This is a genomic window from uncultured Algibacter sp. (assembly GCF_963976535.1).
In the GTDB taxonomy this organism is placed as follows: Bacteria; Bacteroidota; Bacteroidia; order Flavobacteriales; family Flavobacteriaceae; genus Algibacter_B.
Genome location: NZ_CAXBLF010000023.1, coordinates 22,809 through 48,821 on the forward strand (window position 1 = coordinate 22,809; position 26,013 = coordinate 48,821).

22 protein-coding genes are annotated in these 26,013 nt (G+C 32.9%); 18 read left to right on the plus strand and 4 right to left on the minus strand.

What is annotated here, in order from left to right; translation table 11 throughout:
• Positions 1 to 73: 73 nt before the first annotated feature.
• The 8 genes from AAC024_RS08280 to acs all read left to right on the plus strand — a co-directional run bounded on the left by AAC024_RS08280 (position 74) and on the right by acs (position 10,866).
• Positions 74 to 1,303, plus strand: coding sequence for a hypothetical protein (locus tag AAC024_RS08280; RefSeq protein WP_339894816.1), 1,230 nt, complete (start codon positions 74 to 76; stop codon positions 1,301 to 1,303).
• A 12-nt stretch (positions 1,304 to 1,315) separates the two neighbouring features.
• Complete coding sequence (locus tag AAC024_RS08285) at positions 1,316 to 1,576, plus strand: DUF4212 domain-containing protein (RefSeq protein WP_339894817.1); 261 nt, start codon at positions 1,316 to 1,318, stop codon at positions 1,574 to 1,576.
• A 30-nt stretch (positions 1,577 to 1,606) separates the two neighbouring features.
• Positions 1,607 to 3,385, plus strand: a complete 1,779-nt coding sequence (locus tag AAC024_RS08290; protein WP_339894818.1) for a sodium:solute symporter family protein — start codon at positions 1,607 to 1,609, stop codon at positions 3,383 to 3,385.
• Positions 3,386 to 3,679: 294 nt separating this feature from the next.
• On the plus strand, positions 3,680 to 6,370 hold the full coding sequence (locus AAC024_RS08295) for a sensor histidine kinase (RefSeq protein ID WP_339894819.1): 2,691 nt from the start codon (positions 3,680 to 3,682) through the stop codon (positions 6,368 to 6,370).
• Positions 6,371 to 6,388: 18 nt separating this feature from the next.
• Positions 6,389 to 6,754 carry a response regulator gene (locus AAC024_RS08300; RefSeq protein WP_339894820.1) on the plus strand — a complete coding sequence of 122 codons (366 nt, stop codon included), beginning with the start codon at positions 6,389 to 6,391 and terminating at the stop codon, positions 6,752 to 6,754.
• A 73-nt stretch (positions 6,755 to 6,827) separates the two neighbouring features.
• On the plus strand, positions 6,828 to 7,052 hold the full coding sequence (locus tag AAC024_RS08305) for a hypothetical protein (RefSeq protein WP_339894821.1): 225 nt from the start codon (positions 6,828 to 6,830) through the stop codon (positions 7,050 to 7,052).
• On the plus strand, positions 7,049 to 8,947 hold the full coding sequence (locus AAC024_RS08310) for an acetate--CoA ligase (protein ID WP_339894822.1): 1,899 nt from the start codon (positions 7,049 to 7,051) through the stop codon (positions 8,945 to 8,947). Before AAC024_RS08305 ends, AAC024_RS08310 begins: the two co-directional genes overlap by 4 nt.
• 11 nt (positions 8,948 to 8,958) lie before the next feature.
• Positions 8,959 to 10,866, plus strand: coding sequence for an acetate--CoA ligase (gene acs, locus AAC024_RS08315; RefSeq protein ID WP_339894823.1), 1,908 nt, complete (start codon positions 8,959 to 8,961; stop codon positions 10,864 to 10,866).
• 49 nt (positions 10,867 to 10,915) lie between these two features.
• On the opposite strand, the gene AAC024_RS08320 is transcribed toward acs, so the two are convergent.
• Both AAC024_RS08320 and AAC024_RS08325 read right to left on the minus strand, forming a co-directional pair.
• Positions 10,916 to 11,578 (minus strand): 3'-5' exonuclease, encoded by a 663-nt coding sequence (locus AAC024_RS08320; protein ID WP_339894824.1) that lies wholly within the window; start codon positions 11,576 to 11,578, stop codon positions 10,916 to 10,918.
• Position 11,579: 1 nt separating this feature from the next.
• The gene (locus AAC024_RS08325) at positions 11,580 to 13,472 is read right to left on the minus strand and encodes a DUF294 nucleotidyltransferase-like domain-containing protein (protein ID WP_339894825.1); all 1,893 of its coding nucleotides are present in this window, start codon (positions 13,470 to 13,472) and stop codon (positions 11,580 to 11,582) included.
• A 253-nt stretch (positions 13,473 to 13,725) separates the two neighbouring features.
• Between AAC024_RS08325 and AAC024_RS08330 the strand changes: the two genes are divergently transcribed.
• From AAC024_RS08330 to AAC024_RS08340, 3 genes are all read left to right on the plus strand, one after another.
• A complete protein-coding gene (locus AAC024_RS08330) occupies positions 13,726 to 14,733 on the plus strand; it encodes an NAD(P)-dependent alcohol dehydrogenase (RefSeq protein ID WP_339894826.1) in 1,008 nt (335 codons plus the stop codon).
• Positions 14,734 to 14,992: 259 nt separating this feature from the next.
• Entirely contained in the window at positions 14,993 to 16,765 is a 1,773-nt protein-coding gene (locus AAC024_RS08335; RefSeq protein ID WP_339894827.1) for an ABC transporter ATP-binding protein, read from the plus strand.
• Between the two features lie 117 nt (positions 16,766 to 16,882).
• Positions 16,883 to 17,401 (plus strand): DinB family protein, encoded by a 519-nt coding sequence (locus AAC024_RS08340; protein ID WP_339894828.1) that lies wholly within the window; start codon positions 16,883 to 16,885, stop codon positions 17,399 to 17,401.
• A 122-nt stretch (positions 17,402 to 17,523) separates the two neighbouring features.
• Here AAC024_RS08340 and AAC024_RS08345 read toward each other — a convergent pair whose 3' ends face one another.
• Complete coding sequence (locus AAC024_RS08345) at positions 17,524 to 18,729, minus strand: multidrug effflux MFS transporter (protein ID WP_339894829.1); 1,206 nt, start codon at positions 18,727 to 18,729, stop codon at positions 17,524 to 17,526.
• 98 nt (positions 18,730 to 18,827) lie between these two features.
• On the opposite strand from AAC024_RS08345, the gene AAC024_RS08350 reads away from it, so the two are divergent.
• From AAC024_RS08350 to AAC024_RS08380, 7 genes are all read left to right on the plus strand, one after another.
• Positions 18,828 to 19,271, plus strand: coding sequence for a DinB family protein (locus AAC024_RS08350; RefSeq protein ID WP_339894830.1), 444 nt, complete (start codon positions 18,828 to 18,830; stop codon positions 19,269 to 19,271).
• Between the two features lie 4 nt (positions 19,272 to 19,275).
• On the plus strand, positions 19,276 to 19,869 hold the full coding sequence (locus AAC024_RS08355) for a Crp/Fnr family transcriptional regulator (RefSeq protein ID WP_339894831.1): 594 nt from the start codon (positions 19,276 to 19,278) through the stop codon (positions 19,867 to 19,869).
• A 96-nt stretch (positions 19,870 to 19,965) separates the two neighbouring features.
• Entirely contained in the window at positions 19,966 to 20,319 is a 354-nt protein-coding gene (locus AAC024_RS08360) for a nuclear transport factor 2 family protein (RefSeq protein WP_339894832.1), read from the plus strand.
• A 31-nt stretch (positions 20,320 to 20,350) separates the two neighbouring features.
• Positions 20,351 to 20,929 carry a YceI family protein gene (locus AAC024_RS08365; protein ID WP_339894833.1) on the plus strand — a complete coding sequence of 193 codons (579 nt, stop codon included), beginning with the start codon at positions 20,351 to 20,353 and terminating at the stop codon, positions 20,927 to 20,929.
• A gap of 121 nt (positions 20,930 to 21,050) precedes the next feature.
• Entirely contained in the window at positions 21,051 to 21,665 is a 615-nt protein-coding gene (locus AAC024_RS08370; RefSeq protein WP_339894834.1) for a DEAD/DEAH box helicase, read from the plus strand.
• Positions 21,666 to 21,671: 6 nt separating this feature from the next.
• Positions 21,672 to 22,313: an acyloxyacyl hydrolase gene (locus AAC024_RS08375; RefSeq protein WP_339894835.1), complete on the plus strand. Its 642-nt coding sequence runs from the start codon at positions 21,672 to 21,674 to the stop codon at positions 22,311 to 22,313.
• A 254-nt stretch (positions 22,314 to 22,567) separates the two neighbouring features.
• Entirely contained in the window at positions 22,568 to 24,169 is a 1,602-nt protein-coding gene (locus AAC024_RS08380) for a hypothetical protein (protein WP_339894836.1), read from the plus strand.
• A gap of 299 nt (positions 24,170 to 24,468) precedes the next feature.
• On the opposite strand, the gene AAC024_RS08385 is transcribed toward AAC024_RS08380, so the two are convergent.
• The gene (locus AAC024_RS08385; protein ID WP_339894837.1) at positions 24,469 to 25,998 is read right to left on the minus strand and encodes an acyl-CoA carboxylase subunit beta; all 1,530 of its coding nucleotides are present in this window, start codon (positions 25,996 to 25,998) and stop codon (positions 24,469 to 24,471) included.
• Positions 25,999 to 26,013 lie beyond the last annotated feature (15 nt).

Sequence of the window (26,013 nt, forward strand, 5' to 3'; positions counted from 1 at the left end):
TAATTCATTCTTTTTTAGAGTTTAGCGGTGCACACAAAACCAAAATTAATACTAACTAAACTCAAAACCATTTATGAAAAAACTGTATTTATTACTGTTTTGTTCAGCTCTTTTTGGCTTGCAAAATATGTATTCACAAGGTTCTCCGGATTATAATGGAGGAATGAAAGTGAAACTTGATGATGAGGGTAAAAAATACTTCCGAGTTATTTCCTGGGTTCAGGCTCAAGCTGCTTATAGTGATGATGTGCCAGCTATAACCAGTAATACGAGCTTTAATTTAAGACGAGCCAGAGTGTTATTATTTACTCAAATAAATTCAAAATTCTTATTAGTTACTCATTTTGGTCTTAATAGCCTTAATAGTTCAACATTGAGTCCTACTGGAACAGGCAACGGTTCTCAAGTATTTATGCTTGACGCTTGGGCACAATATAATTTGAACAAAAACTTAAGTGTTGGTGCTGGGTTGCATTATTTTAATGGAATTTCTAGATTAAACAATCAAAGTACACTTAATATGATGACTTTGGATAACAATCGGCAGTCTTGGGCTACGTTGGGGCTAACAGATCAATTTGGAAGACATGTAGGCGTATTTGCTAAAGGTAACTTAGGAAAACTTCAATATCGATTAGCAATAAATGATGTATCGGTTAATGGTTTAGACGCCAGAGATGTTAATGACATTGTTAATTCAAATACCACAATTTATGGCGGTAGAAAATTCTTGGGTTCAAAAGATTCAGGGAAAGCTTATGCGGGTTATTTCGATTTTAATTTCTTAGATCAAGAATCTAATTTTTTACCTTATAAAGTAGGTTCTTATTTAGGCGGAAAAAAAGTTTTTAATATTGGAGCTGGTTTTTTCTTACATCCAAACGGATCTGTTAGAATGGAAGGTTCAGAATTAGTAAGCGAAGATGTTAATATTTTTGCAGTTGATGCTTTTTATGATACACCTCTTGGTGATGATGGTAGCGCACTTACGGCTTATGCTGTTTATCAAACGAATGACTACGGAAAAAATTATTTGTTCAGCGTTTACGGAACGGGAAGCATGATATTTGCTCATTTAGGATATGTTCTAGCTGGAGATAAAACTAAAACAAGATATCAACCTTATATTTCTTATGGTTCTAATAGCTATGATGTGGTTAGTAATGATAAGAATATATTTGGATTAGGAGCTAACGCGTATTTCAGCGGTCATAATTCTAAATTAACATTAGAATATAAAAATCAAAAATTTGGTGATTCTAAAACTGGAACGGTAACGCTCCAAGCTATGATTTACCTATAAAAACTAACAATTATGAGAGAAAAACAAAAACATGCAACAGCATACTGGAAACAGAACCTTAAATATTTAGTGATTCTGCTTTCCATATGGTTTATCGTTTCTTATGGATGTGGAATTCTATTCAAAGATGCATTAAATGAAATTAGATTAGGAGGCTTTAAATTAGGCTTCTGGTTTGCGCAACAAGGTTCAATATATGTATTCGTAATACTGATTTTCGTATATGTAAGATTGATGAATAAATTGGATAAAAAATATGGTTTCGACGAGTAACCCTTAACTAAAATTTAAAACAAAAACATTATGAGTGTACAAACTTGGACATGGATATTAGTAGGGGTGACGTTTACCCTATATTTCGGAATAGCAATTTGGGCTAGAGCGGGATCAACAAAAGAATTTTACGTCGCTGGTGGAGGTGTTTCTCCATTAGCAAATGGAATGGCAACAGCAGCAGATTGGATGAGTGCTGCCTCCTTTATTAGTATGGCAGGATTAATATCTTTTATGGGATATGATGGCTCTGTGTTTTTAATGGGTTGGACCGGTGGATATGTGCTTCTCGCACTACTTCTCGCTCCATACTTACGTAAATTTGGAAAGTTTACTGTTCCAGATTTTATTGGAGACAGATATTATTCAAACACAGCAAGAACAGTTGCCGTAATTTGTGCGTTAATTGTATCATTTACTTATGTTGCAGGACAAATGCGTGGTGTAGGAATAGTGTTTTCTCAATTCTTACAGGTAGATATCAACATAGGCGTTATTATTGGTATGACCGTGGTTTTGGTCTTCGCTTTTTTAGGAGGGATGAAAGGTATCACATATACCCAAGTAGCACAATACTGTGTGCTAATCTTTGCTTTTATGGTGCCTGCATTTTTCATTTCTTTACAAATGACAGGAAACATTATTCCTCAAATTGGTATGGGAGGAAAAGTAGAAGGCGGTGTATTTTTACTGGATAAATTAGATGCTCTGCATACGCAATTAGGGTTTAATGAGTACACAAGCGGAACAAAGTCCACATGGGATGTATTTGCTATTACTTTAGCTTTAATGGCAGGGACAGCTGGATTACCTCATGTTATTGTGCGTTTCTTTACGGTGCCGAAAGTGAAAGATGCACGTAAATCTGCTGGATATGCGTTATTGTTAATTGCAATTCTTTATACTACAGCTCCAGCTATTGCAGTATTCTCTAGAACAAACTTAATAGAAACAGTAAGTGAGCAAAATTATGCTGAAATTCCTCAATGGTTTAAAAATTGGGAAAACACTGGGTTAATAGCGTGGGCAGATAAAAATGGTGATGGAAAAATTCAGTATGTTGCAGGTAGTGCTTTAGCTAGCAAAAAACCGCTTTATACAAATGAAAGAGGTGCTCATGGTGAGCGTATGATTTCTAATGCCAGTGATGCTAAAAATGAATTGTATGTTGATCGAGATATCATGGTATTGGCAAATCCGGAAATAGCTAATTTACCTAATTGGGTAATTGCATTAGTTGCTGCTGGTGGTCTTGCCGCTGCGTTATCAACTGCTGCTGGATTATTATTAGTAATTTCAACTTCAATTTCTCATGATTTAATCAAAAAGCAAATAAAACCAGACATTTCTGAAAAAGGAGAATTAATGGCTGCACGTATTGCAATTTTCTTTGCAGTAGTTATTGCTGGATTGTTCGGGATTTATCCACCAGGATTTGTCGCCGCCGTAGTCGCACTGGCCTTTGGTCTAGGCGCCGCATCATTTTTCCCAGCTATTATTTTAGGAATTTTTGATAAACGAATGAATAGTAAAGGCGCTGTTTCAGGAATGATTGTAGGTATCGTGTTGATGTTATTTTATATGATTCGCTATAAAACAGGATTAATAGGAGTTATGGAACCAAGACCAGCAAGCGAGTGGTGGTTTGGTACTTCGCCGGAAGGCTTTGGTACAGTTGCAATGATAGTAAATGTTGTTGTTTCTCTAGTTGTTTCAAGATTAACACCTGCACCACCTCAATATGTTCAAGACATAGTTGAGAGTATTAGAATCCCTTCTGGAGCAGGAGAAGTTGGCGAAATACATTAAAATTTATACTTGAAAGCCTCAATATTCAAGTGTATTGGTTGGTTTAAAAACAGTATTACGAAAGTAGTACTGTTTTTTTCTTATTTTTAGATTTCAAATGAAAGCCCATGAAAAAGCGTCACGAGCAAAAACTTATAGTCTTATCAATAGCCTTGTTTTTAATTTTTAACATTCCATTTTTGTTAATCTTTAATTTAGAAGGCGCAATATTTGGAATACCAATCTTCCATTTTTCAATATTTTCTATTTGGCTATTATCTATTGTTATTTCCTATATCATTTTAAAACGTCACTATGAATAATTACACTTTGGTTGTTATTATTGTGGTGTATTTAGCGGTGTTGTTTTACATCGCTTTTCTTGCTGAAAAAAAGAGAAAAAGCATTTGGGTAAACAATCCATACGTTTACACGTTGTCTTTGGCGGTTTATTGTTCAGCTTGGACCTATTACGGAAGTATAGGTATTGCTGCAAATTCAGGTATTAATTTTTTACCAATATATCTTGGACCTGTAATAGCTGCACCTTTATGGATAATAATTCTCAGGAAAATTATTAGAATTTCAAAACAGCATAAAATTTCTTCTATAGCAGATTTTATTTCGCTTCGTTATGGAAATAATCGATTCTTAGGAGCTCTTGTTACTCTGGTTTGCCTTTTTGGAACGCTGCCCTATATTTCTTTACAGCTTAAAGCGGTTTCTGAGACTTTTGCAATTATGACTGATGAAACGAGTTATGTTTCAACTTCAATTCTAGATGATACTACGTTCTACATTGCATTATTGTTGGCGGTTTTTGCAGCTTTTTTTGGAACGCAAAAAACCGACGCTTCAGAAAAGCACAAAGGGATTATTGCCTCAGTGGCATTTGAATCTATTTTAAAACTTGTTTTCTTTTTAATTATTGGAGGTCATATCACCTTTTATTTATTTGATGGAACATCTGATATTTATAGTCAAATTTCAATAACAGAAAACTTTCATGAACTAACCACGCTAAATGGGGTTGAAGATGGTTTCAATTGGTTTTTCATGATGGCGTTATCTTTTATGGCTATCTTTTTGTTACCCAGACAATTTCAGGTTTCTGTATTAGAAAACAATCGTGAAAAACATTTAAAAAAAGCAATATGGCTGTTTCCACTGTATTTGCTGTTGTTTAATCTTTTTGTTGTTTTTATTGCTTGGGCAGGTAAACTTACTTTTGGAGATTCTGTGAACCCGGAATATTACACCTTGCTATTGCCAATGGAAAAAGGTCATTCGTTTTTGGCTTCATTAGTTTTTCTTGGGGGTTTTTCAGCAGTAATTTCAATGGTGGTTGTTTCAACCTTGGCATTATCTACAATGGTGAGTAATAATCTTATTATTCCTTATGGTTTCTTAGACAAGTTTATTAAGAATCAACCAGAACGTAATTCAAAGTATATTAAGAACATTAGGCGCATCTCTATTTTTATCATTATTATTTCAGCATACTTTTTCTATATTTCCTTTTCAAAAGAATTATCGCTTTATGCTATTGGGCTTATTTCATTTGTAATTATTGCTCAACTAGCACCTTCCTTTTTTATAGGTTTATTTTGGAATAGAGGCTCGTCAAAAGCAGCAATAATTGGTATTATTGTAGGCTTTATTATTGTGTTTTATACGTTGGTATTGCCTTTTACGCTGCAGGCTTATACTGGTGTAGATGATTTTACTAAATATGGATTGAATGGTATTTCGACTTTGAAACCTTATGCTTTGTTTGGTATTGATTTCCTTAGTCCGCCATCTCATGCTTTTTTCTGGAGTATGAGTTTTAATATTTTGACTTATTTGGTGTTTTCTTTAACTTCTAAAGGGAATTATAGAGAACGAAATTATGCCGAAATGTTTGTTGATAGTAAAAACTTTTCAAAGTTACAGGATAGTGCTTTGGTTTGGAAGGGCGAAGCTTATGTTGCGGATATAAAAAATGTGCTGATTAGATTTCTAGGTGAAAAAAGAGCACAACGAGCGTTAAATATATTTTTCACAAAATATAAACTCCCACAAGACACGCAACTGGCAGATGCTAGACTTATTAATTTTTCTGAAAAACTACTAACTGGAAATATTGGTAGCGCTTCTGCAAAAATTTTAATCTCTAGTGTGGTTAAGGAAGAGGAAATTAGCTTAGTAGAAGTATTAAAGATTTTGGAAGAATCAAAAGAGCAAGTAGTTAATAATAAAATGCTTTTAGAAAAGTCTAATGAACTTTCCAAACTCTCATCTGAATTAAAAGATGCTAACGAGGAACTTGTTAGTAAAGACAAACAAAAAGATGAGTTTTTGGATACGGTAGCTCATGAATTAAAAACACCAATTACCGGAATTCGGGCAGCAACCGAGTTGCTTATGGATGAAGATGATGACATGCCCAAAGACATCAAGAATCAATTTTTGAAAAATATTCTTCAAGATTCTGATCGTTTAGGAAGACTCATTAATAATATTTTGGATTTTGAAAAACTTGAAACAGGGCGTTTAAATCTGGACTTTAAATATCAAGATATTGAAAAAACAATTGCTAAAGCTATTAGGAGTGTAGCTCAAATAGCAAGTAAAAAAGGGATTAAATTGGTAAATAAAAATCCGCATACTTTTAAATTAAATTATGATGAGGATAGAATACTGCAAGTGCTTACTAATTTGCTGTCAAACGCCATTAAGTTTTGTGAGCCTAAAAACGGAAAAATAGTAGTTGATTATAAACTCGGTAATCAAAATATTGAAGTGTCTGTAACGGACAATGGTAAAGGGATTCCAGAGGAAGACTATGATTATATTTTTGATAAATTTTATCAATCAAAGCATCAAAATACTATAAAACCAGAAGGTAGTGGGCTAGGTCTTGCTATCACTAAACAAATAGTAGAAAAGCATCATGGAAAAATTTGGGCAAAAAAGGACGTAAAAAATGGTGCAACGCTTGTTTTTACGCTACCTTTTAAGTAAATTGTAGTCCCAATAACTATGAAGAAGAAAATTTTAATTGTTGACGACGAACCAAATATTGTTATGTCGTTGGAATATGCCTTTAAGAAACAAGATTTTGAAGTGTATATTGCAAGAGATGGAAGTGAAGCATCAGAGATATTAAAACACCAAACACCAAATGTGGTTTTGTTAGATATTATGATGCCTAATGTAGATGGTTATCAGACATTAAAACACATAAAAAAAACAGAAAGTTTAAAGGATATAAAAGTGGTCTTTTTAACTGCTAAAAATAAAGCTTCAGATGTTGAAAAGGGTTTAAAACTTGGAGCGGATAAATATTTAACCAAACCTTTTTCAGTAAAAAAAATAGTTTCAGAGATATTGGAACTATTGACTTAGAAATTGTCTTTTAAGTCTTTTTAAATATTGGTTTTGTGTGCAAACAAACAGTGTTTAATTAAAATTTAAAGACATGAAATTTCGTATTACTCCATTGGCGTCAGATATTATAATTAGTATCTATGCTATCGCTACGCTTTACTTAAGGTTTAAGTTTGAAAACGATGCTATCGTGAGTCCCATGAATTCAGTTGTTATGGGCGTTTGCTTTGTGCTTATTATTTGGGTGTTTATTAAGCTTAAAGTGCTTAATCCAAATTGGTTTGGTTTGTTGAATTCTAATAAATTCAAATCATGAAATATCAAGAATTCTACAATAAAAGCATTAGTAATCCAGAAGCATTCTGGAAAGAACAATCCGAGCAAATATCTTGGTATAGCAAGCCTGAAAATATTCTTTCAAAGAATGATAAAGGACATAATCAGTGGTTTGAAGATGGAAAACTTAACCTGAGTTATTTATGTATTGATAAACATATAGAAGATGGTTATGGAAGACAAAACGCTATTATTTATGATTCACCTGTAACCAATTCTAAAGAAATAATAACTTATAATCGCTTGCATAAAGAAGTTTCTAAACTTGCAGGTGCACTTAAAGAAATTGGTTTAAAAAAAGGGGATACGGCAATTGTTTATATGCCTATGATTCCACAAGCAGTATATGCTATGTTAGCCTGTGCTAGAATTGGTGTCATTCATTCTGTTGTTTTTGGTGGTTTCGCACCAAATGAACTTGCTATTAGGATAGACGATTGTAAACCAAAAGTTATTTTAACCGCGTCTAGCGGCATTGAGATTGATAGAATTATACCTTATAAACCTTATGTGGATGAGGCTATAAAATTAGCAGAGCACAAACCAAATAGTGTGATTATTTATCAGAGACATTTAGGTGCAGATACACCTGGAAAGCCTTATGATATTGATTATTTATCAGCATTAAATACTGCTACTCCAGCTGAACCAGTAGAGGTGGAGTCAACACATCCGCTGTATATTTTATATACATCTGGAACAACAGGAAAACCCAAAGGAATAATAAGAGATTCTGGAGGATATGCCACTGCTTTAAAATTTTCCATGAATTATGTTTATGGAGTGCATAGCGGTGATGTTTTTTGGGCAGCAAGTGATGTAGGTTGGGTAGTTGGACACAGTTACATAGTTTATGGACCATTATTAAATAGAAATACCACAGTACTTTTTGAGGGAAAACCAATTAGAACTCCGGATGCTTCTACCTTTTGGCGTATAATTGAAGAGTATAAAGTAAAAGTTATGTTTACGGCTCCTACAGCAATAAGAGCGATTAAAAAGGAAGACCCTAATGGGGAATTTCTTAAGCAGTATGATTTATCTAACTTAAAATATCAATTCCTTGCTGGAGAGCGTTGTGATGCCGCAACATTAAAATGGACTGAAGACAAGCTTAAAGTGCCAGTTATAGACCATTGGTGGCAGACAGAAAGTGGTTGGCCAATGTTGGCTAATATGGCTGGTGTTGAATTAGCTACTGTTAAACCGGGATCTGCAACGTTCCCTGTTTGTGGCTATGATATACAAATTATGAGTGAGGAAGGTGAGATTGTTCCAAATGGAAAGGAAGGTTATGTTGTTGTAAAATTACCACTACCTCCAGGTAATTTGAAAAATATTTGGGGAAATCCAGAACGTTTTGTAGCAGGATATTTAAGTCGTTTTCCAGGATACTATTTTTCTGGTGATGGTGGTTATAAAGATGAAGACGGTTATGTCTTTATTACAGGACGTGTTGATGATGTTATTAATGTGGCTGGACATAGACTGTCAACAGCAGAAATGGAAGAGGTTGTTGCTTCTCATCCTTCTGTAGCAGAATGTGCCGTAATTGGTATTAATGATGATTTAAAAGGGCAGATACCTTTGGCTTTGGTCGTTACCAAAACAGACAATAAATTAGCAGAATCTGTTATTCAAACGGAGGTCATTAAAGATGTTAGAAAGTCTATTGGACCTGTCGCTTCTTTAAAACAGGTGGTTTTAGTAGATAGATTACCAAAAACACGTTCTGGTAAAATTCTTCGTAAATTGTTGCGAAGTATTGCCGACAACGATCAATATAAGATACCATCAACTATTGACGATCCTCTAATTATTAAAGAAATAGAAAATAAGTTTATATCTCATAAAGTAGGAAACACTAAAAAATAAATTAACTAATCATGAGTAATTATCACATAAAACATTTAGAAGAATATTATCAAGTCTATAGAAAGTCTGTTAGAAATCCAGAAGGGTTTTGGGAAGAAATTGCTGAAGAACATTTCCTTTGGAGAAAAAAATGGGACAAAGTTTTAAGTTGGGATTTTACCAAACCTGAAGTGAAATGGTTTGAAGGTGCCCAATTGAATATTACTGAAAATTGTATAGATAGACATTTAGCAACACGAGGTGAAAAAACTGCCATTTTGTTTGAACCTAATGATCCAAAAGATCCGGCTGAACATATTACATATAACGAGCTGAATGAAAGGGTTAATAAATTTGCCAATGTTTTAAAAGATCAAGGCGTTAAAAAAGGAGATAGGGTTTGTATCTATTTACCAATGATTCCTGAATTAGCAGTTTCTGTTTTAGCTTGTGCGCGAATAGGAGCCATCCATTCTGTTGTTTTTGCAGGGTTTTCATCAACAGCCTTGTCAACAAGAATTAATGACAGTGATTGCAAAATGGTTATCACTAGTGACGGATCTTTTAGAGGGGCGAAAACAATTGATTTAAAAGGAATTGTAGATGATGCGTTGGAAGAATGTTCTTGTGTAGACACCGTTTTAGTAGCAAAACGTATTCAATCGGAAATTAACATGAAAGAAGGACGTGACCAATGGTTACAACCTCTTTTAGACAATGCTTCAGATAAATGTAAGGCAGAAATTATGAATGCAGAAGATCCATTGTTTATTTTATATACATCTGGATCTACAGGAAGGCCAAAAGGAATGGTACATACCACTGCAGGATATATGGTTTATACTGCTTATACTTTTAAGAATGTATTTCAATACAGAGAAGACGATGTTTATTGGTGTACTGCCGATATAGGCTGGATTACAGGACATAGTTATATCGTGTATGGCCCTTTAATTAATGGAGCTACAACAGTTATGTTTGAAGGCGTACCTAGTTATCCTGATTTTGGGCGTTTTTGGGAAATTATTCAAAAACACAAGGTGAATCAATTCTATACAGCACCAACTGCCATTCGTGCCTTGGCAAAACAAGGCACTGAATTATTAGAATCTTACGATTTATCATCATTAAAAACATTAGGATCTGTAGGAGAACCAATAAATGAAGAAGCGTGGCACTGGTATAATGATAATATAGGAAAAAAGAACAGTCCTATTGTAGATACGTGGTGGCAAACTGAAACAGGAGGTATAATGATTACTCCAATTCCTTATGTTACCCCTACTAAACCTACCTATGCAACCTTGCCGTTTATTGGTATTCAGCCTACATTAATGGATGAAAACGGCAATGAACTAAAAGGGAATCAGGTTGAAGGAAGATTGTGTATTAAGTTTCCATGGCCTAGTATAGCGAGAACCATTTGGGGTAACCATCAGCGTTATAAGGATACTTATTTTTCAGCTTATGAAAATAAATATTTTACAGGCGATGGTGCCTTAAGAGATGAAGTTGGATATTATAGAATTACAGGACGTGTAGATGATGTTATTATTGTTTCTGGTCATAACCTAGGAACAGCGCCTATAGAAGATGCTATTAATGAACACCAAGCAGTGGCTGAATCTGCCATTGTCGGATTCCCACATGATGTGAAAGGAAGTGCTCTATATGGATATGTTACCTTAAAAGATACCGGTGAATCTAGAGATCATAACAATTTAAGAAAAGAGATAAATCAAATTATTACAGAACATATTGGGCCAATTGCTAAATTGGATAAAATTCAATTTACAAGCGGATTGCCTAAAACTCGTTCTGGAAAAATAATGAGACGTATTTTGCGTAAAATTGCTCATAAAGACACTTCTAATTTAGGAGATACAAGTACTTTGCTTAATCCAGAAGTGGTGCAAGATATTATGGATAACTCACTTTAGTTAAATGATTTTATAAAAGTAAAAAAGCGTCTGTAAAAAGGCGCTTTTTTTATAATAGCCCGATCCTTTTATCTGATCTTAATAAATCTTTAAGGGTTAAAGATTTGTTTTTACTTAAAACCCCAATAAGTTTTACAAATAATAGAGCAGTAATATATGCATCTCCCGAGGCAGTATGTCTATCATGTTGTGGGATATTAAAGCGATTGGATAAATGGTCTAGACTAAAATGAGATTTGGTCGTATCCAGTTTCGTTTTGTTAAATAGATGTCCAGTATCTAGTACTTTGTTTTTAAGTTTTGGTAATTCTAAGCGTTTTAGTACTTGGTTAATCATAGCGATATCAAAAGCAGCATGATGCGCCACTAAAACAGTATTTTTTACATGTGCTAGAAACTGAATAATGGCTTCTTTTTCACTAATTTTTGTATGAGTTCCTTTTTTCATTAAGCCGTGAATTTTCACTGTATCGGAATTAAATAGATCCTGTTTAACATAGCATTCAAAGCTATCCGAAACTTTTATGATATGTCCTTGAACGGCAATGGTTCCGATAGAAAGTACACGATCGTTTTTAATATCTAATCCAGTGGTTTCCGTATCAAAAATTATAAAACGAAGATTATTCAAATTTTGATCTTGTGAGGATTCAAATTGATTAAGGTACTGCAACCAGAAATCAGGATATGTCTTTTTTTTAAACCACTTCATATTACATGAATTGAGAAAGCTTAAATCTTGTTTGTATTAATTCTTGTACTTCTTTGACGGTTTTGAAACAATTTTTTAATTCTAACCTATTGGCTTTGCTTAAACTTTGTAAATCGATGAATCTTCCAGAGTTATTGTTAAATAAACCTTGTTCTGTTCTAAATCGAAGTAGCTTTTTAAAGGAATCACGGCAGGCTAAATAAACATCCTTGTTTTGTGGTTCTAATTCTGCAAGTTTTTCATAACGTAGTATCGTGTTATTCTGAGCTTTAATGTTTTTGGAAAGCACTAATAAACGAGCGGCATCAACTAAGGGCATCATCGCACGTGCTTTAATATCAAATTGGTCTTTGTGCTCCCCATTATGCTCAACTAAAAATTGTCTGAAGAAGCTTAAAGGAGGTGGATTTTTTAAGGCATTTAATCCTAAAAAATTTAAGAAGATATCGTAAGAATCGATAGATTCAAAAATTCCTTTTGCCATCAAACTAACTAAATCCTTATCGCCATAAACATATTCAAAATCAAAGAAAATGGTGCATAGCATCAGGTTATCTTGATCTGGTTTAGTAATCCATTCTTTAAATTGTGCTTCCCATTGGGAAACAGATAAACACCATTTTGAATTACTCGCCATCATATCTGCTGGACAAAATTCAAACCCTACAATATTTAAATCATGGGTGATTTTCGCTGAGAGCTCTAAAAAATAGGTTTGCGTTTTGGCATATTCACTGTCAGGAATATTATTAAATACCAGAGCATTATCTTGATCGGTAAGTAGTAATTGTTCTTCGCGTCCTTGACTTCCAATAGCCAGCCAACTAAAAGAAGTTGGAGGAGGAGCGGGCATTTTGGCTATAGCTAAATCAATGATTCGCTGTGTTATGCTTTCATTAATCGCAGATATTATTTTGGTAGCAAACGTAATAGGGATTTGCTGTTTTATATATCGTTTTAAAACTTCATGTGCCCGTTGACGAATCTGTTGCAATTGTTTAGGAGTTGTAGCTCGTTTAACTTCTTTTACTAAAACCGAAGCATTGTTTTCGCGAATGACCACGATGTCGTGTTCGGATAAAAGACCCTTTAATTCTGAGTTTGGTGTGCCATCTTTTGTAATGCACAAATGTGTAATTCTATGCTTTATCATGGCAATTTGTGCTTCGGCTACGGTTATATTCTCATGAAAAGTAATAACAGGGGAAGACATGATTTTTGTTACAGAATCATCAATAGAAACAAGTCCTGTGGCAATTTTAATTCGTAAATCTTTATCTGTAATTATACCTAGCGGTTTATTGTTTTCGGTTATAATAATTGAGCCTACACGTTTATTGGTCATTTTAAGTGCAGCTTCTCTAATGGTTGTTTTTGGTGAACAACTTACAGGGTTTTTGGAATAGGAAGCAGATTGCTCTTCAAAGAAATCTTGAATATTTTCTGTTTGATTTTCAAGTTGTAATGGGTTAGATTCAATATATCTGATATTTGCCGCAAAACTGGACATCAAAAAAGTGCTTGCTTCGGGATTGGTAGTAATATAATCTTCAAGTAATTCTGCAGATACACTGTAAACAATACTTTCTTCAATGGCTTTTGCACTAAGTTTATAATTTCCTTTTCGCATGAGGGCGCGCAAACCAAAAATATCACCTTCGTCGCATTCATCTACTAATGTGTTTGTGTCTTCTCGAAATAATCCTATAGCGCCATCTTTTACAACGTAAAATTGATTTTCTACAGGTTTTTTAGCTACAAATAAATGGGTGTCTTTTTCTAAATAATGTACATCAACAGATTTACATATAGCAAGTAATTGTGTTCTAGATAACATGCTAAAAGGCGGGAATGCTTTTAGAAAATCGAAGATGCGTTCTGCAATAGTATTCATAGTAGCAATTTAATAAAAAAGTGCTTGAATAATTATGAGTTATGTCATTTTAAAGGAAGAATTTTATATTTAAGCGTCTTGAGTAAGAAGAAAAAACTCAATCCTTTTTGTTTTAAAAAATATTGCATTATTTTTATATTACATTTAAATTAAAAAGATTTGTAAAATAGTATTTTTTTTAAAAAAGTTAAATTAAGGATAGAAATAGTGTTAACTTTAGATAATATTTATTGAAAATCACAAAATATAATTTATGGAAACAGTTAAAGCGTATGCTGCTCAAGAAACTGGAGGAGTATTACAAGAATTTCAATATGAATTACCAGAAATTGGTAATGAAGAAGTCGATATAAAAGTACATTATTGTGGTTTATGTCATTCTGATTTGAGCATGATAAATAATGAATGGGGAATGACCCAATATCCGCTAGTTCCAGGTCATGAAATAGTAGGAGAAGTGGTCAATTTAGGAAATGAAGTAAAGGGATTAAAAATAGGGGATAAAGTTGGTTTAGGCTGGAATTCAGCTTCGTGTTTGCATTGTAACCAGTGTATGGACGGCAAGCAACACTTATGTGGAAGTGTTGAAAGTACTATTGTTGGAAGGCATGGTGGATTTGCAGATAAAGTTAGAGGCCACTGGTCGTGGGTAACTCCGCTACCTAAAGGTTTAGACATGGCTAAGGCAGGACCCCTTTTTTGCGGTGGTATTACGGTTTTTAATCCTATAGTTTTATCCGGTGTGCAACCAACTGACAAAGTTGGTGTTATAGGGGTTGGTGGCCTAGGGCATATGGCTATAAAGTTTTTAAAAGCTTGGGGTTGCGAGGTTACAGCATTTAGTTCTAACCCAAATAAAAAAGATGCCATTTTAAAAATGGGAGCACATCATGTTGTAGACTCTACAAAACCAGAAGCTTTAGAAAGTATTGCCGGCTCCTTAAATTTTATTTTAAATACCACCAATGTTAGCTTAGATTGGAATTCCTTTTTAACTACATTAGCTCCACAAGGCAAATTGCATACGGTAGGGGCGGTTTTAGAGCCTATGGAAATTCCTGCATTTAGCCTGATTATGGGAGAAAAATCAGTGGGCGGAAGCCCGTTAGGAAGCATAGCACTCACTAGAAAAATGCTAGAGTTCTGCGTAAGACATGATATTTATCCAACCGTTGAAGAATTTAAAATGGAAGATGTCAATAAAGCATTAAAACATCTTGAAGCAGGTAAGGCTCGTTTTAGAGTAGTCCTTAAGGCATAATAAATTAAATAAACACTAAACAAATAATCATGGCAAAATCAAAAGATGCAAAGAAAAATGTAAAAAAGGAGGCGGTTTTAACACCTAAAGAAAAGAAAGCTGCAAAACTTGCTAAAAAAGCAAAGCGGACTTAGTGTGTCATAAAATAGTTTCATAAATTTTAAAGCCACTCTATATGAGTGGTTTTTTAATTTTATGGTTTAGCTATTAATCCTTTTAAGAATGAGTATTTTTACAGATTATATTATATAAAATATATATGCAACATCTAAAAGAATCACCTAAAAGTAAAGATAAATCAAAACCAAAAGTAACCATGGCTCAGGCCTTTAAAACTATTATTTGGCCAAGGCGTAAAATGGTTTTTGTTGGGTTGATATTGATTGTAATTCGGAGTTTGTCAGGATTAATTTTACCATGGCAGAGTAAAGTGTTATTGGATGAGGTGGTACCAAGTAAAGCCCCAAGTTTGTTATATAATTTAATAATTATTGTGTTATTAGCTATTTTGGTACAAGCAGTCACATCGTTTTTACTAACACGTATATTAAGCGTGCAAGCTCAATATTTAATAAGTGAACTTCGGGCGAAGGTTCAAAAAAAAGTATTGTCTTTGCCTATTCATTTTTTCGATAACACAAAATCTGGAGCTTTAGTATCACGAATAATGACAGATGTGGAAGGCGTTCGAAACCTTATTGGTACTGGATTGGTGCAATTAGTTGGTGGAACTTTTACAGCAGTCATTTCATTAATTATATTAATAAAACTCAATCCGTGGATGACGCTTTTTGTTTTTGTTCCATTATCCATTTTTGGGTATATAGCGTTAAGAGCCTTTAAATATATCCGTCCAATTTTTAGAACCAGAGGAAAAATAAATTCTGAAGTTACAGGCAGACTTACGGAAACTTTATCAGGAGTTAGAGTAATAAAAGCTTTTAATGCAGAAGAGCAGGAGCACAAAATTTTCGAAAAAGGGGTAGATAGACTTTATCAGAATGTAAAAAAGAGTTTAACAGCAACAGCTATAATGACAAGTTCATCCACTTTTTTAATAGGCGTTGCAACTACAGGAATTATGGGCATTGGCGGATATTATATGATGCAGAGCGAAATGACAACTGGTGATTTTCTATTCTTCACTTTAATACTTGGTTTTATGATTGCGCCCATTGTACAAATGAGTAATATAGGCAGTCAATTAACCGAAGCTTTGGCGGGTTTAGATAGAACTGAAGAGCTTATGAATATGACTGCTGAAGAAGATGACCAAGAACGAAGCGTTCAATTAGAAACTATAAAAGGCGATATTGAATTTGATGATGTATCGTTTTCGTACGAAGAAGGGAAGGAAGTACTTTATAATATTAACTTTAAAGCACCAGCGGGTTCTGTAACAGCTTTAGTTGGGAGTTCTGGTTCTGGTAAATCCACTATTGCAGGATTATCAGCTACGTTTTTAAATCCAAAGTCTGGAAAGATAACTATAGACAATCAAGATTTATCAAAAGTGAAATTAAGTAGTTACCGCCAATATTTAGGTGTAGTCTTGCAAGATGAATTTTTATTTGAAGGCACCATTAGAGAAAACATCATGTTTCCTAGACCAAATGCTACGGAAGATGAATTACAAAACGCCGTTAAAGCTGCTTATGTAAATGAATTTACTGATAGATTTGAAGATGGTTTAGAGACGTTGATAGGAGAAAGAGGTGTAAAGCTGTCTGGAGGGCAACGTCAACGATTAGCTATTGCACGTGCTATTTTAGCAAACCCTAAAATTATTATTTTAGATGAAGCTACCTCAAATTTAGATACCGAGAGTGAGGCACTTATTCAGAAAAGTTTAAATGAATTAGTAAAAGATAGAACCACCATTGTTATTGCGCACAGATTAAGTACTATTAGAAAGGCAAATCAGATTTTAGTTATAGAAGCTGGTTGTATTGTAGAGCGCGGTACGCATGATGAATTAATCGCTTCGGGAGGTAGATATTTTGATTTATATACCTATCAAGCAAAAATTTAATGATTATGAAACATCCATAACTAAAACTTGAAACCCAAGTAAAATGATTAAATGGATGTTACATAGCCTGCTCCGACAATTTCGGAGTGACCATTGAAAAAGAATAAATATAAACACATGAAAATTTCAGATTTAAGCGCATCAGAGTACAATCCATATTATAAAACTTATATAGACAAAGTATCATCTAGTGGTACTTTAGAAGGAAACTTAATAAGAGGAGGGGAGCAGATTGTGGAATTTTTTAGAGGAATTCCAATTGATTCTTTAGAATTTAGATATGCTGAAGGTAAATGGACAATAAAAGAAGTATTTCGACATATTATTGATACCGAACGTGTTTTTGCTCACAGATGTTTTAGAATTGCTAGACACGACAGTACTCCTTTAGCAGGCTTTGAGCAAGATGATTATATTATTCCAAGCAAGGCAAATTTAAAGCCTATTAATGATTTATTAGAAGAATATCAAGCAGTTCGTAAAAATACGACCATGCTTATAAAAAGTTTAAGCAACGAAGATTTAGAATTTATAGGATCAGCCAATGGTGGCAATTTATCTGCCAGAGCAGCGATATTTATAATATTAGGGCATGAAATTCATCATGTAAATGTTGTAAGAGAGAGGTATTTGTGAAAATGAGTTTTTAGTTCGTTTAACTGCAAAGATAAAGTTCCGTTTCAATGAACTTTATCGGTTGTTAAACGACTTAGTTAGCTGATTTTCTGACAAACTCAAGAGCTATCGGTATAAAACAACTAAACAATTGCCAACTTTGTTTTCCTTTTCATGAGTATAAAAACTAGCAATGACATCACCCCAAAAAACGAAAAACCAATAAATAATGGCAAAACAGAGGTTTTAACAAAACCACCTATATAATTAGCAATAGGCACCGCCATTACAGTAGAAATGAAACCGTTTATAGCTGCTCCAATACCTGCGATATGCCCGAGTGGTTGCATGGCTAAAGCGCGCAAATTTCCAAAAAGAAAACCTACAGCAAAAAATTGTAAAGCAAAAAAACTAATCAATATAGTTATGCTAGGATTTTGTCCAGACCAAAAAAGAACTACATATAAAATAGAAATAATAGCGTAAGCAATACACGAAGTAAATGCAATTTTATACATCCCAAATTTCATTACCAATTGGCTATTTAAAAAGGTAGCTAAACCTATAGAAATTGCTAAACTTGCAAATATATAAGGGAACATATCTGCTAGATTGTATTGCTCCTGGAATATTTGTTGCGAGGTACTTAAATATACCATAAACGAGCCTGTAATAAATCCCGATACAAATGTAAAGGCCACTGCTTCTTTGTGTTTGAAAAATTCTTTGGTGCCATCAATAAAAAGATGCGAAGTGAATTTTATCCGTTTTTCTTTAATGAGTGTTTCGGGTTGGCGAAGCCAAAACCAAATCATAATTAAAAGACCAAAACCAAGATTAAAATAAAAGATAGATTCCCAATTAAAATAATAGAGTAAAAACTGACCTAATGAAGGAGCAACTACGGGAACTAAAATAAAGAACATCACAACTATAGATATTATTTTAGCCATATAATCGCCACTAAATTCATCGCGAATCATTGATAAGGTTAAACTTCTGGGTGATGATATACCTACACCCTGCAAAATTCTTCCAAAAATCATCATCTCAAAACTCTTGGTTGTTACGCAAATAATACTGGCAATAATGAAGACTATAAAACCTATAAATACAATAGGTTTTCTACCAAAGCTATCAGATAGAGGACCAAAAATAAGTTGTCCTGATCCTAAGCCTAAAAATATCATGGTGATTAATAACTGATTATCATCAGGGTTGGTAACACCTAAAGAATTTCCAATTTCGGGTAAAGCAGGAAGTAGCGCATCAATTGACAGTGCCACAATAGACATTAAAGATGCCATTAGGGCAACAAATTCAAACTTAAACTCTTGGGGTTTTTCCATAGCGCAAAAATAGACGAATTAAATTCTATAATAACTCAATAATCATCTATTAATACAATATTATTATTGTTAAATTTGATATCACTAAAATGATAATTATGTTTATAGAATCTCTAATAAAAATATTTAAAAAGAACCTTAATAAACTTAAGGTTGAAATAGAATTGTATGATAATGAATCACATTTATGGCTTACTGAAGGAGAAGTAACAAACGCCACTGGAAATTTAACACTTCATATTGTTGGAAATCTAAATCACTATATTGGAGCTACATTAGGAAACACCGGTTATATTAGAAAAAGAGATTTAGAATTCGCCCTTAAAAGTGTTTCTAGAATAGAGTTATTAAAACAAATTGATGACACTAAAGCAGTTGTTGAAAACACTTTAAGACAACTTAGTGAAGAAACTATTCAAAAAGAATACCCATTATTAGTATTTAAAGAAAGTATGACTACTGGTTTTTTCTTGATACATTTAACTACGCATTTGGCATATCATTTAGGTCAAATTAATTACCACAGAAGATTATTAGATTAATAGCATGATTAAAGAAAAAGCACAACCATTATTAAACTATATAGATAAGCATATTTCTTTAAGCCAAAAGGAGGAAGAATTTCTTCTTTCTAAAATTAAGTATAGAAAATATTTAAAAGGACAGTTTATTGTTCAACAAGGCGATGTTTGCAACTACGAATGTTTTGTGGTTTCTGGTTGTACTAAAACATTTTATATGGATGAAGATGGGCAGGAGCACATAGTCATGTTTTCTATTGAAGATTGGTGGACTTCAGATATAGGAAGTTTTATAACTCAAACGCCAGCAGATTTTAATGTGCAGTGTTTAGAAAAGACTGAACTCATTATGTTTTCATTTGATATTATAGAAGAATTATATACAGAAATCCCTAAGTTAGAACGGTGTTTTAGGCAAATTATAGAGAAAGCCTTTGTGTCATCTCAAAAAAGACTTATTCGAAATTTCAGCCTTTCAGCAAAAGATAGATACCTCTATTTTAAAAACCAATATCCTAAAATTGAACAGCGTATTCCTCAGTATATGGTTGCTTCTTACCTTGGTATTACTAAAGAATTCCTTAGTAAAATTAAAAGTCAATTAATCCAAGAACAATAAATGTTAAACTAGATTAACAGTATTTCATAAACTACTTTATTTCCAGTGAAAACATAGTTTTGGATATTTGTATCATAATAATTAAAAATAAAAATTATGAATACATTAATTGAAAAAATTAGTACAATAAATGATATGATTCTACAAGGAAAGGCTTTAGAGGCTTTTGATGAATTTTATCATGATGATGTTGTTATGCAAGAAAACGATAGCCCAGAATTTGTTGGGAAAGCACTAAACAGACAACGAGAAGAAGAATTTTTTGAATCCATAACAGAGTTTAGAGGCGCAAAACCCTTGAAAGTCACTGTGGGAGAAAGCACAACTATGGTAGAATGGCATTTTGATTATACCCATAAAGACTGGGGTGTTAAAAATTACACTCAAGTAGCGGTACAAGATTGGAAAGATGGAAAAATAATTAAAGAGAAATTTTATTACGGATCATAATTAGAATATTAAATTAATAAAAAGAATAAAAATGAAAAGCACAATTAAAAATATAGCAATTATAGCCTTAGTAGCGCTATTTACAGCCTCTTTTACAACCATAGAAAAAGAGAAAAAAGATATTAAAACGGATAAAAGTAAAGTCGTTTGGAAAGGATACAAAGTTACTGGTTCTCATGAAGGTACCATAGGAATTCAATCTGGTGCTTTAGTTTTTGAAGATGACAAATTAACCGGCGGAGAGTTTGTAATTGACATGACAACAATAAATACAACCGATTTAGAAGGTGAGTATAAAGGAAAACTTGAAGGTCATTTAAAATCTGATGATTTTTTTGGTATTGTAAATCATCCACAAGCAACATTAGTTTTCACAAAAGTAATAGCATCTGGAAAAAACGCTTACAATGTTACTGGAGATTTAACTATTAAAGGAAAAACGAATCCTATAAGCTTTGTAATTTCTATATATGGAAATAAGGCTACGGCTTCATTAAAAGTTGACAGAACAAAATATGATGTAAAATACGGTTCTTCAAGCTTTTTTGATGGATTAAAAGACAAAGCGATTTACGACGAATTCGATTTAGTTACAGATTTAGAATTCTAGTAGATGAAAAATCAATTAAAAAACGTTCAGAAATGAGCGTTTTTTTTTTTTTGATTTTAAAGGTTTCTTTTTAGGGTATTGAAAAGCTTATCTTTGAAATCAATAAAGATAAACGCTATTTATGTCATTTAAAAAGTTGATTGAACCACTTAAAGATATTCTTGAAAATAAAGGTTTTGATGAGCCATTAGTTTTCCAAAAATCAATTTTATCAAAAATAAAAGGAGGCGCAAGTTTGTTTTGTATAGCACCTAAAGGCGCTGGTAAAACTACTAGCATAATTCTTAGCGTAGTTCAAAAACTAAAAGGAGAAGCTTTTGAAGATGCTCCTAGAGCTTTGATTTTAGTAAAAGATAAGCAAGCTGCTTTAGATTTAGAATTAGAATTTAATATTTTTCTAAGAGGTATGGATTTACGAGTGTATTGTGCTTATGATGAAAAAAACATAGATACGCAACGTGAAGAAATTTACGTAGGTGTAGATGTTGTTATTGCAACCCCAAAGCGCTTAAACAAAATCTTTTTTCTTAACGGAATAAATTTGAATAAGTTGCAAATGTTTATTATTGAAGATGCTGAATTTTTGTTTAGAAATAACAATCTTGCTGAAATAACCCGAACGCCTGAAAGCATAGGGAAGTGCCAATATTTAGTGTTTTCAACAACGTTTGACAGCCGTTTTGAGCGTTGGCGTGAATCTTTTATGTATAATGCTCAAGTTGTTAAATCTAAATAATATTTAATGAAGCAAAAATTTACGATTCCTTTTTTTTTGACCATAGTTATTATTGCTAATTCTTTTGTTGGAAATGCTCAGATTAAAAAAGAAAATTTAAAGTTAGGTTTTACTTACGGTACCGGTTCTCAAAATAAATTCCCATTTAACGATAAAGATTATACCCACGATGTAACCTTCTACAAAACTCAAATAAATTATAGAGTTAAAGACACACAAAAATGGGCATTCGAAGTTAATTTAGAGCCTAGTTATAACGTTGTTGAACATCAACTTTTAAATAGATATTACATAAAGCCTAGTGATGCAGATAATTATCAAGAGTTAACAGAATTATACATGCAAAAGCGTACTATAAAAGAATACGTTTTAAACTTTGGTTTCATTGTAAGATATAAGGTGTATAATACCATTAGTACTTATGCTATTGGTAGTGTGGGCCCCATGTTTTCGGATAAAGCTACAGAACGATTGGCTAAAGGTTTTGCATTTTCAGATATTTTTGGTTTAGGATTATCTTATGAGATAAATAAACTACAATTTGATTTTAGATATTCTGTAAGGCACACTTCTAATCTCGAATTAAAACAACCAAACGGTGGGCATAATACAACTAATACAGAATTTTCTGTGTTATTTAAACTTTGATTTTTTAAATTTAAAGGCCTATTCTAGATTTAAATTGTAATCTTTTACGTATTCCATTTTAATTTGTATATTTTTACTCTGTTATTGCTGAGTGCATGACAGAAATTGATAATATATCGGATGTCAATCTGAGCGCAGTCGAAGACATTGGAAATATCGTATTCAAAAGCATTTCGACTGCGCTCAATGTGACACTTTTATATTTTTGTCATGTACTAAACTGTTATTGTTAAAATAATGTAGGAATCATATCAATGGTAAAACTCAACTCCTCTCTAAAAGTAATAAGTTTCTACTTGTGCTTTTTTGTTTTTGGATTAATTGCTTTTGCTCAAGGAGATAACGATTATTATCAACTTGTTGATTCTGCTGATGTGTATATAGATACTGATTCTGAAAAAGCATTATCCTTTCTTGCGGATATTCCTAAACCTATTGAAAAACATATCCCAGGAAGAGTTGCCGATTATTATTCCCTAAAAGCGCTTGTTTATGATGATTTTAATGAGTATACAAAGCAACACCAGTATACTATTTTGGCGCTTAAGTATGCTAAAAAAGAAAATAATTTTTATGTTGCGGGTGAAGCATCTGTTGCGATGTTTTCAAATTTATATTTCATCGAAAAAGATAGCTCAGCATTCAAATACTTAGATGAGGCGAGAGCATATTATGAAAAATGCGATTATGAATATGGCGCTATGGAGGTTTCGCAAGTTGAAGCTTATGCCAAGTTTCTTGATGGTGAATATAAAGCATGTAATACATTCTTATTAAGCGAACTTGAAACATATAAAAGTATAAATGAAGATGCTTACTACTACATGTTTGCACTATATATGCTTAGTTCAAATTACATCTATTTGGACGATTTGGAAAAGGCGCATAAGTATTTCAATGAATTTAAAAAATTAAAAGACAACTCTACCATTGTAAAATACAATTATTTCTCTTTTGAGGCAGGTATAAATTTATGTTTCGCTGACGTTTTTTTTAATAAAAAGGAAATAGATTCAACGCTTTCGTATTTAGAAAAGTCAACGAAATTGAGGGAGTATATGGCTGATGATGCTTTAAAAGATTATTATACTTTATTTGCTGATAGCTATAAATATTTAGGAGATATTGATAAATCAAAGACTTATATTGATTCATTAATATTTTTTCAAAATAAGATGTATGATAGAACTGTAAAGGCAAGTTTTGAGGTAAATGACTCATTACTTTTAGCGGAGTCTGAATTAATAGTACAAAAGGAAAAAAAAGATTTGAATAGTATTTTGGCTGGGTTTTTTGCTATTGTTTTACTATTTCTAAGTTTTGTTTACTATAGGAAGCAAAAAAATAAACTAGAAACACATAATCAAGAAACAAATAAGAATTTATCGTATTTAAAAACAAATAATGAACAACTCGCCGTAAAGGTTTTTGGTTTAGAAGAGTATATTCAAAACTTGAAGAAAGAGGTTAAACAAATATCAAGAACAGAAAATATTGACCATCAAAAAGAAAGAATAAAAGATTTATATAAAAATTTACATATTAATTCATCAACCCTGTTAGACAAAGGTGAAAACCATTTGGACTTAGTTAACGAGCTTAATATTGAGTTTTTTAAAAAAATTGAGGAAAAGCACCCACAACTAAATAAATCTGAAATTATTATTTGCCATTATTTGTTTATGAAATTTACAAATAAAGAAATAGCTGTATTCCTAAACACAACTATTAGATCTGTTGAAAGCAGGCGTTACAGGATATCTAAAAAAATGAATCTTACTAAAAAAGATATGACACTTCTTGAATATTTACAGAACACTTTTTCTGATACTTTGAAGAATAATAAATTAAATTAACATCTTTTTTAAGCATTTTATACATTTGAGTAATAAATGCGTAGTCTGTTTTTGCTTAAAATTCATCAAAGTTTATGATATTTGAATTATGCTATTATCAATGCATTAATCAGCAGAATAAAACGACTTGTTTTTGTATTTAAGCTTTAATTAAAATTATTATTTGATGTACTGGGTTGGTTGTATTTCAAATTGATTTTAGTTATTGAAACAAGTTAATTTGGTGATTAATTAAGAACTTATTAAAAGTTCTGCAAATTGAAGTAAAATCAGGAGTCTAATTTATTAGGCTCCTTTTTTTATAGCGGAATATTTCCGTGTTTTCTTTTTGGTACATCTGTTTTTTTGTCTTCAAGCATAGCAAAGGCCTTTAGTAATTTTCGTCTTGTGTTTTTTGGAAGAATAACTTCATCTATAAATCCACGTCTAGCGGCTCTATAAGGGTTAGCAAATTTTTTGGCATATTCAGCCTCTTTTTCAGCTAATTTTTCTTCAGGATTTTCAGCAGCAGCAATTTCATTTCTAAAAATAATTTCACTTGCTCCTTTTGCGCCCATAACCGCAATTTCAGCACCTGGCCATGCGTAATTTAAATCGGCACCAATGTGTTTGGAATTCATTACATCATAAGCTCCGCCGTATGCTTTTCTTGTAATAACGGTTACTCTAGGCACTGTGGCTTCACTAAGTGCGTATAATAGTTTAGCGCCATGTACAATGATACCATTCCATTCTTGATCGGTTCCTGGTAAAAACCCTGGGACATCAACTAAAACCAATAACGGAATATTGAAACAGTCGCAAAAACGTGTAAATCGAGCTGCTTTTTTAGAGCTATTTACGTCCAAAACTCCAGCTAAAAACATGGGTTGGTTGGCTATAATCCCGATACTTCTTCCGCCTAATCTTGCAAAACCTACAATAATATTTTCTGCATAATCTTTATGGATTTCATAAAACGAATCAGAATCAATAATCCCAGATATTACAGCATGCATGTCATAAGGTTTGTTTGGGTTATCTGGAACAATATCAGATAAAACGTCTCTTAATTCTTCTTCAGGTTTAAATGCAATATTTTCTGGTATTTCAGTGTTGTTTTGCGGTAGATAACTCAAAAGCTTTTTGACATCCTCTAAACATTCAATATCATTGGCAGACGTTTTATGTGCCACTCCAGATTTTGAAGCGTGTGTCAACGCACCACCTAAATCTTCACTACTTACTTCTTCATTAGTTACTGTTTTTACGACATTAGGTCCTGTCACAAACATGTAGCTCGTGTTTTCAACCATCAAAGTGAAATCGGTCATAGCAGGGGAGTACACAGCACCACCTGCACAAGGTCCCATAATAGCCGATATTTGAGGAATGACTCCCGATGCTTGTACGTTTCTATAAAATATATCAGCATATCCACCTAAAGATTTAACGCCTTCTTGAATTCTAGCACCGCCAGAGTCGTTTAAACCGATAATAGGAGCACCAACTTTGACTGCCATATCCATTATTTTACAAATTTTTTCAGCATGAGTTTCAGACAAAGCACCGCCAAAAACTGTAAAATCTTGTGCGTAAATATAAACCAACCTGCCATTTACAGTACCGTAACCTGTAATAACACCGTCGCCGAAATAAATTTCATTTTCCATTCCGAAATCGGTCGTTCTATGGGTAACTAACATTCCAATTTCTTCAAACGAACCTTCATCCATTAAATAATTAACACGCTCTCTTGCTGTTAATTTTTTCTTAGCGTGTTGTTTATCTATACGTTTTTGTCCGCCTCCTAAATGTGCTAAGGCAATGCGTTCGTTGAGCTTGTTTATTTTATTTTGCTTTGA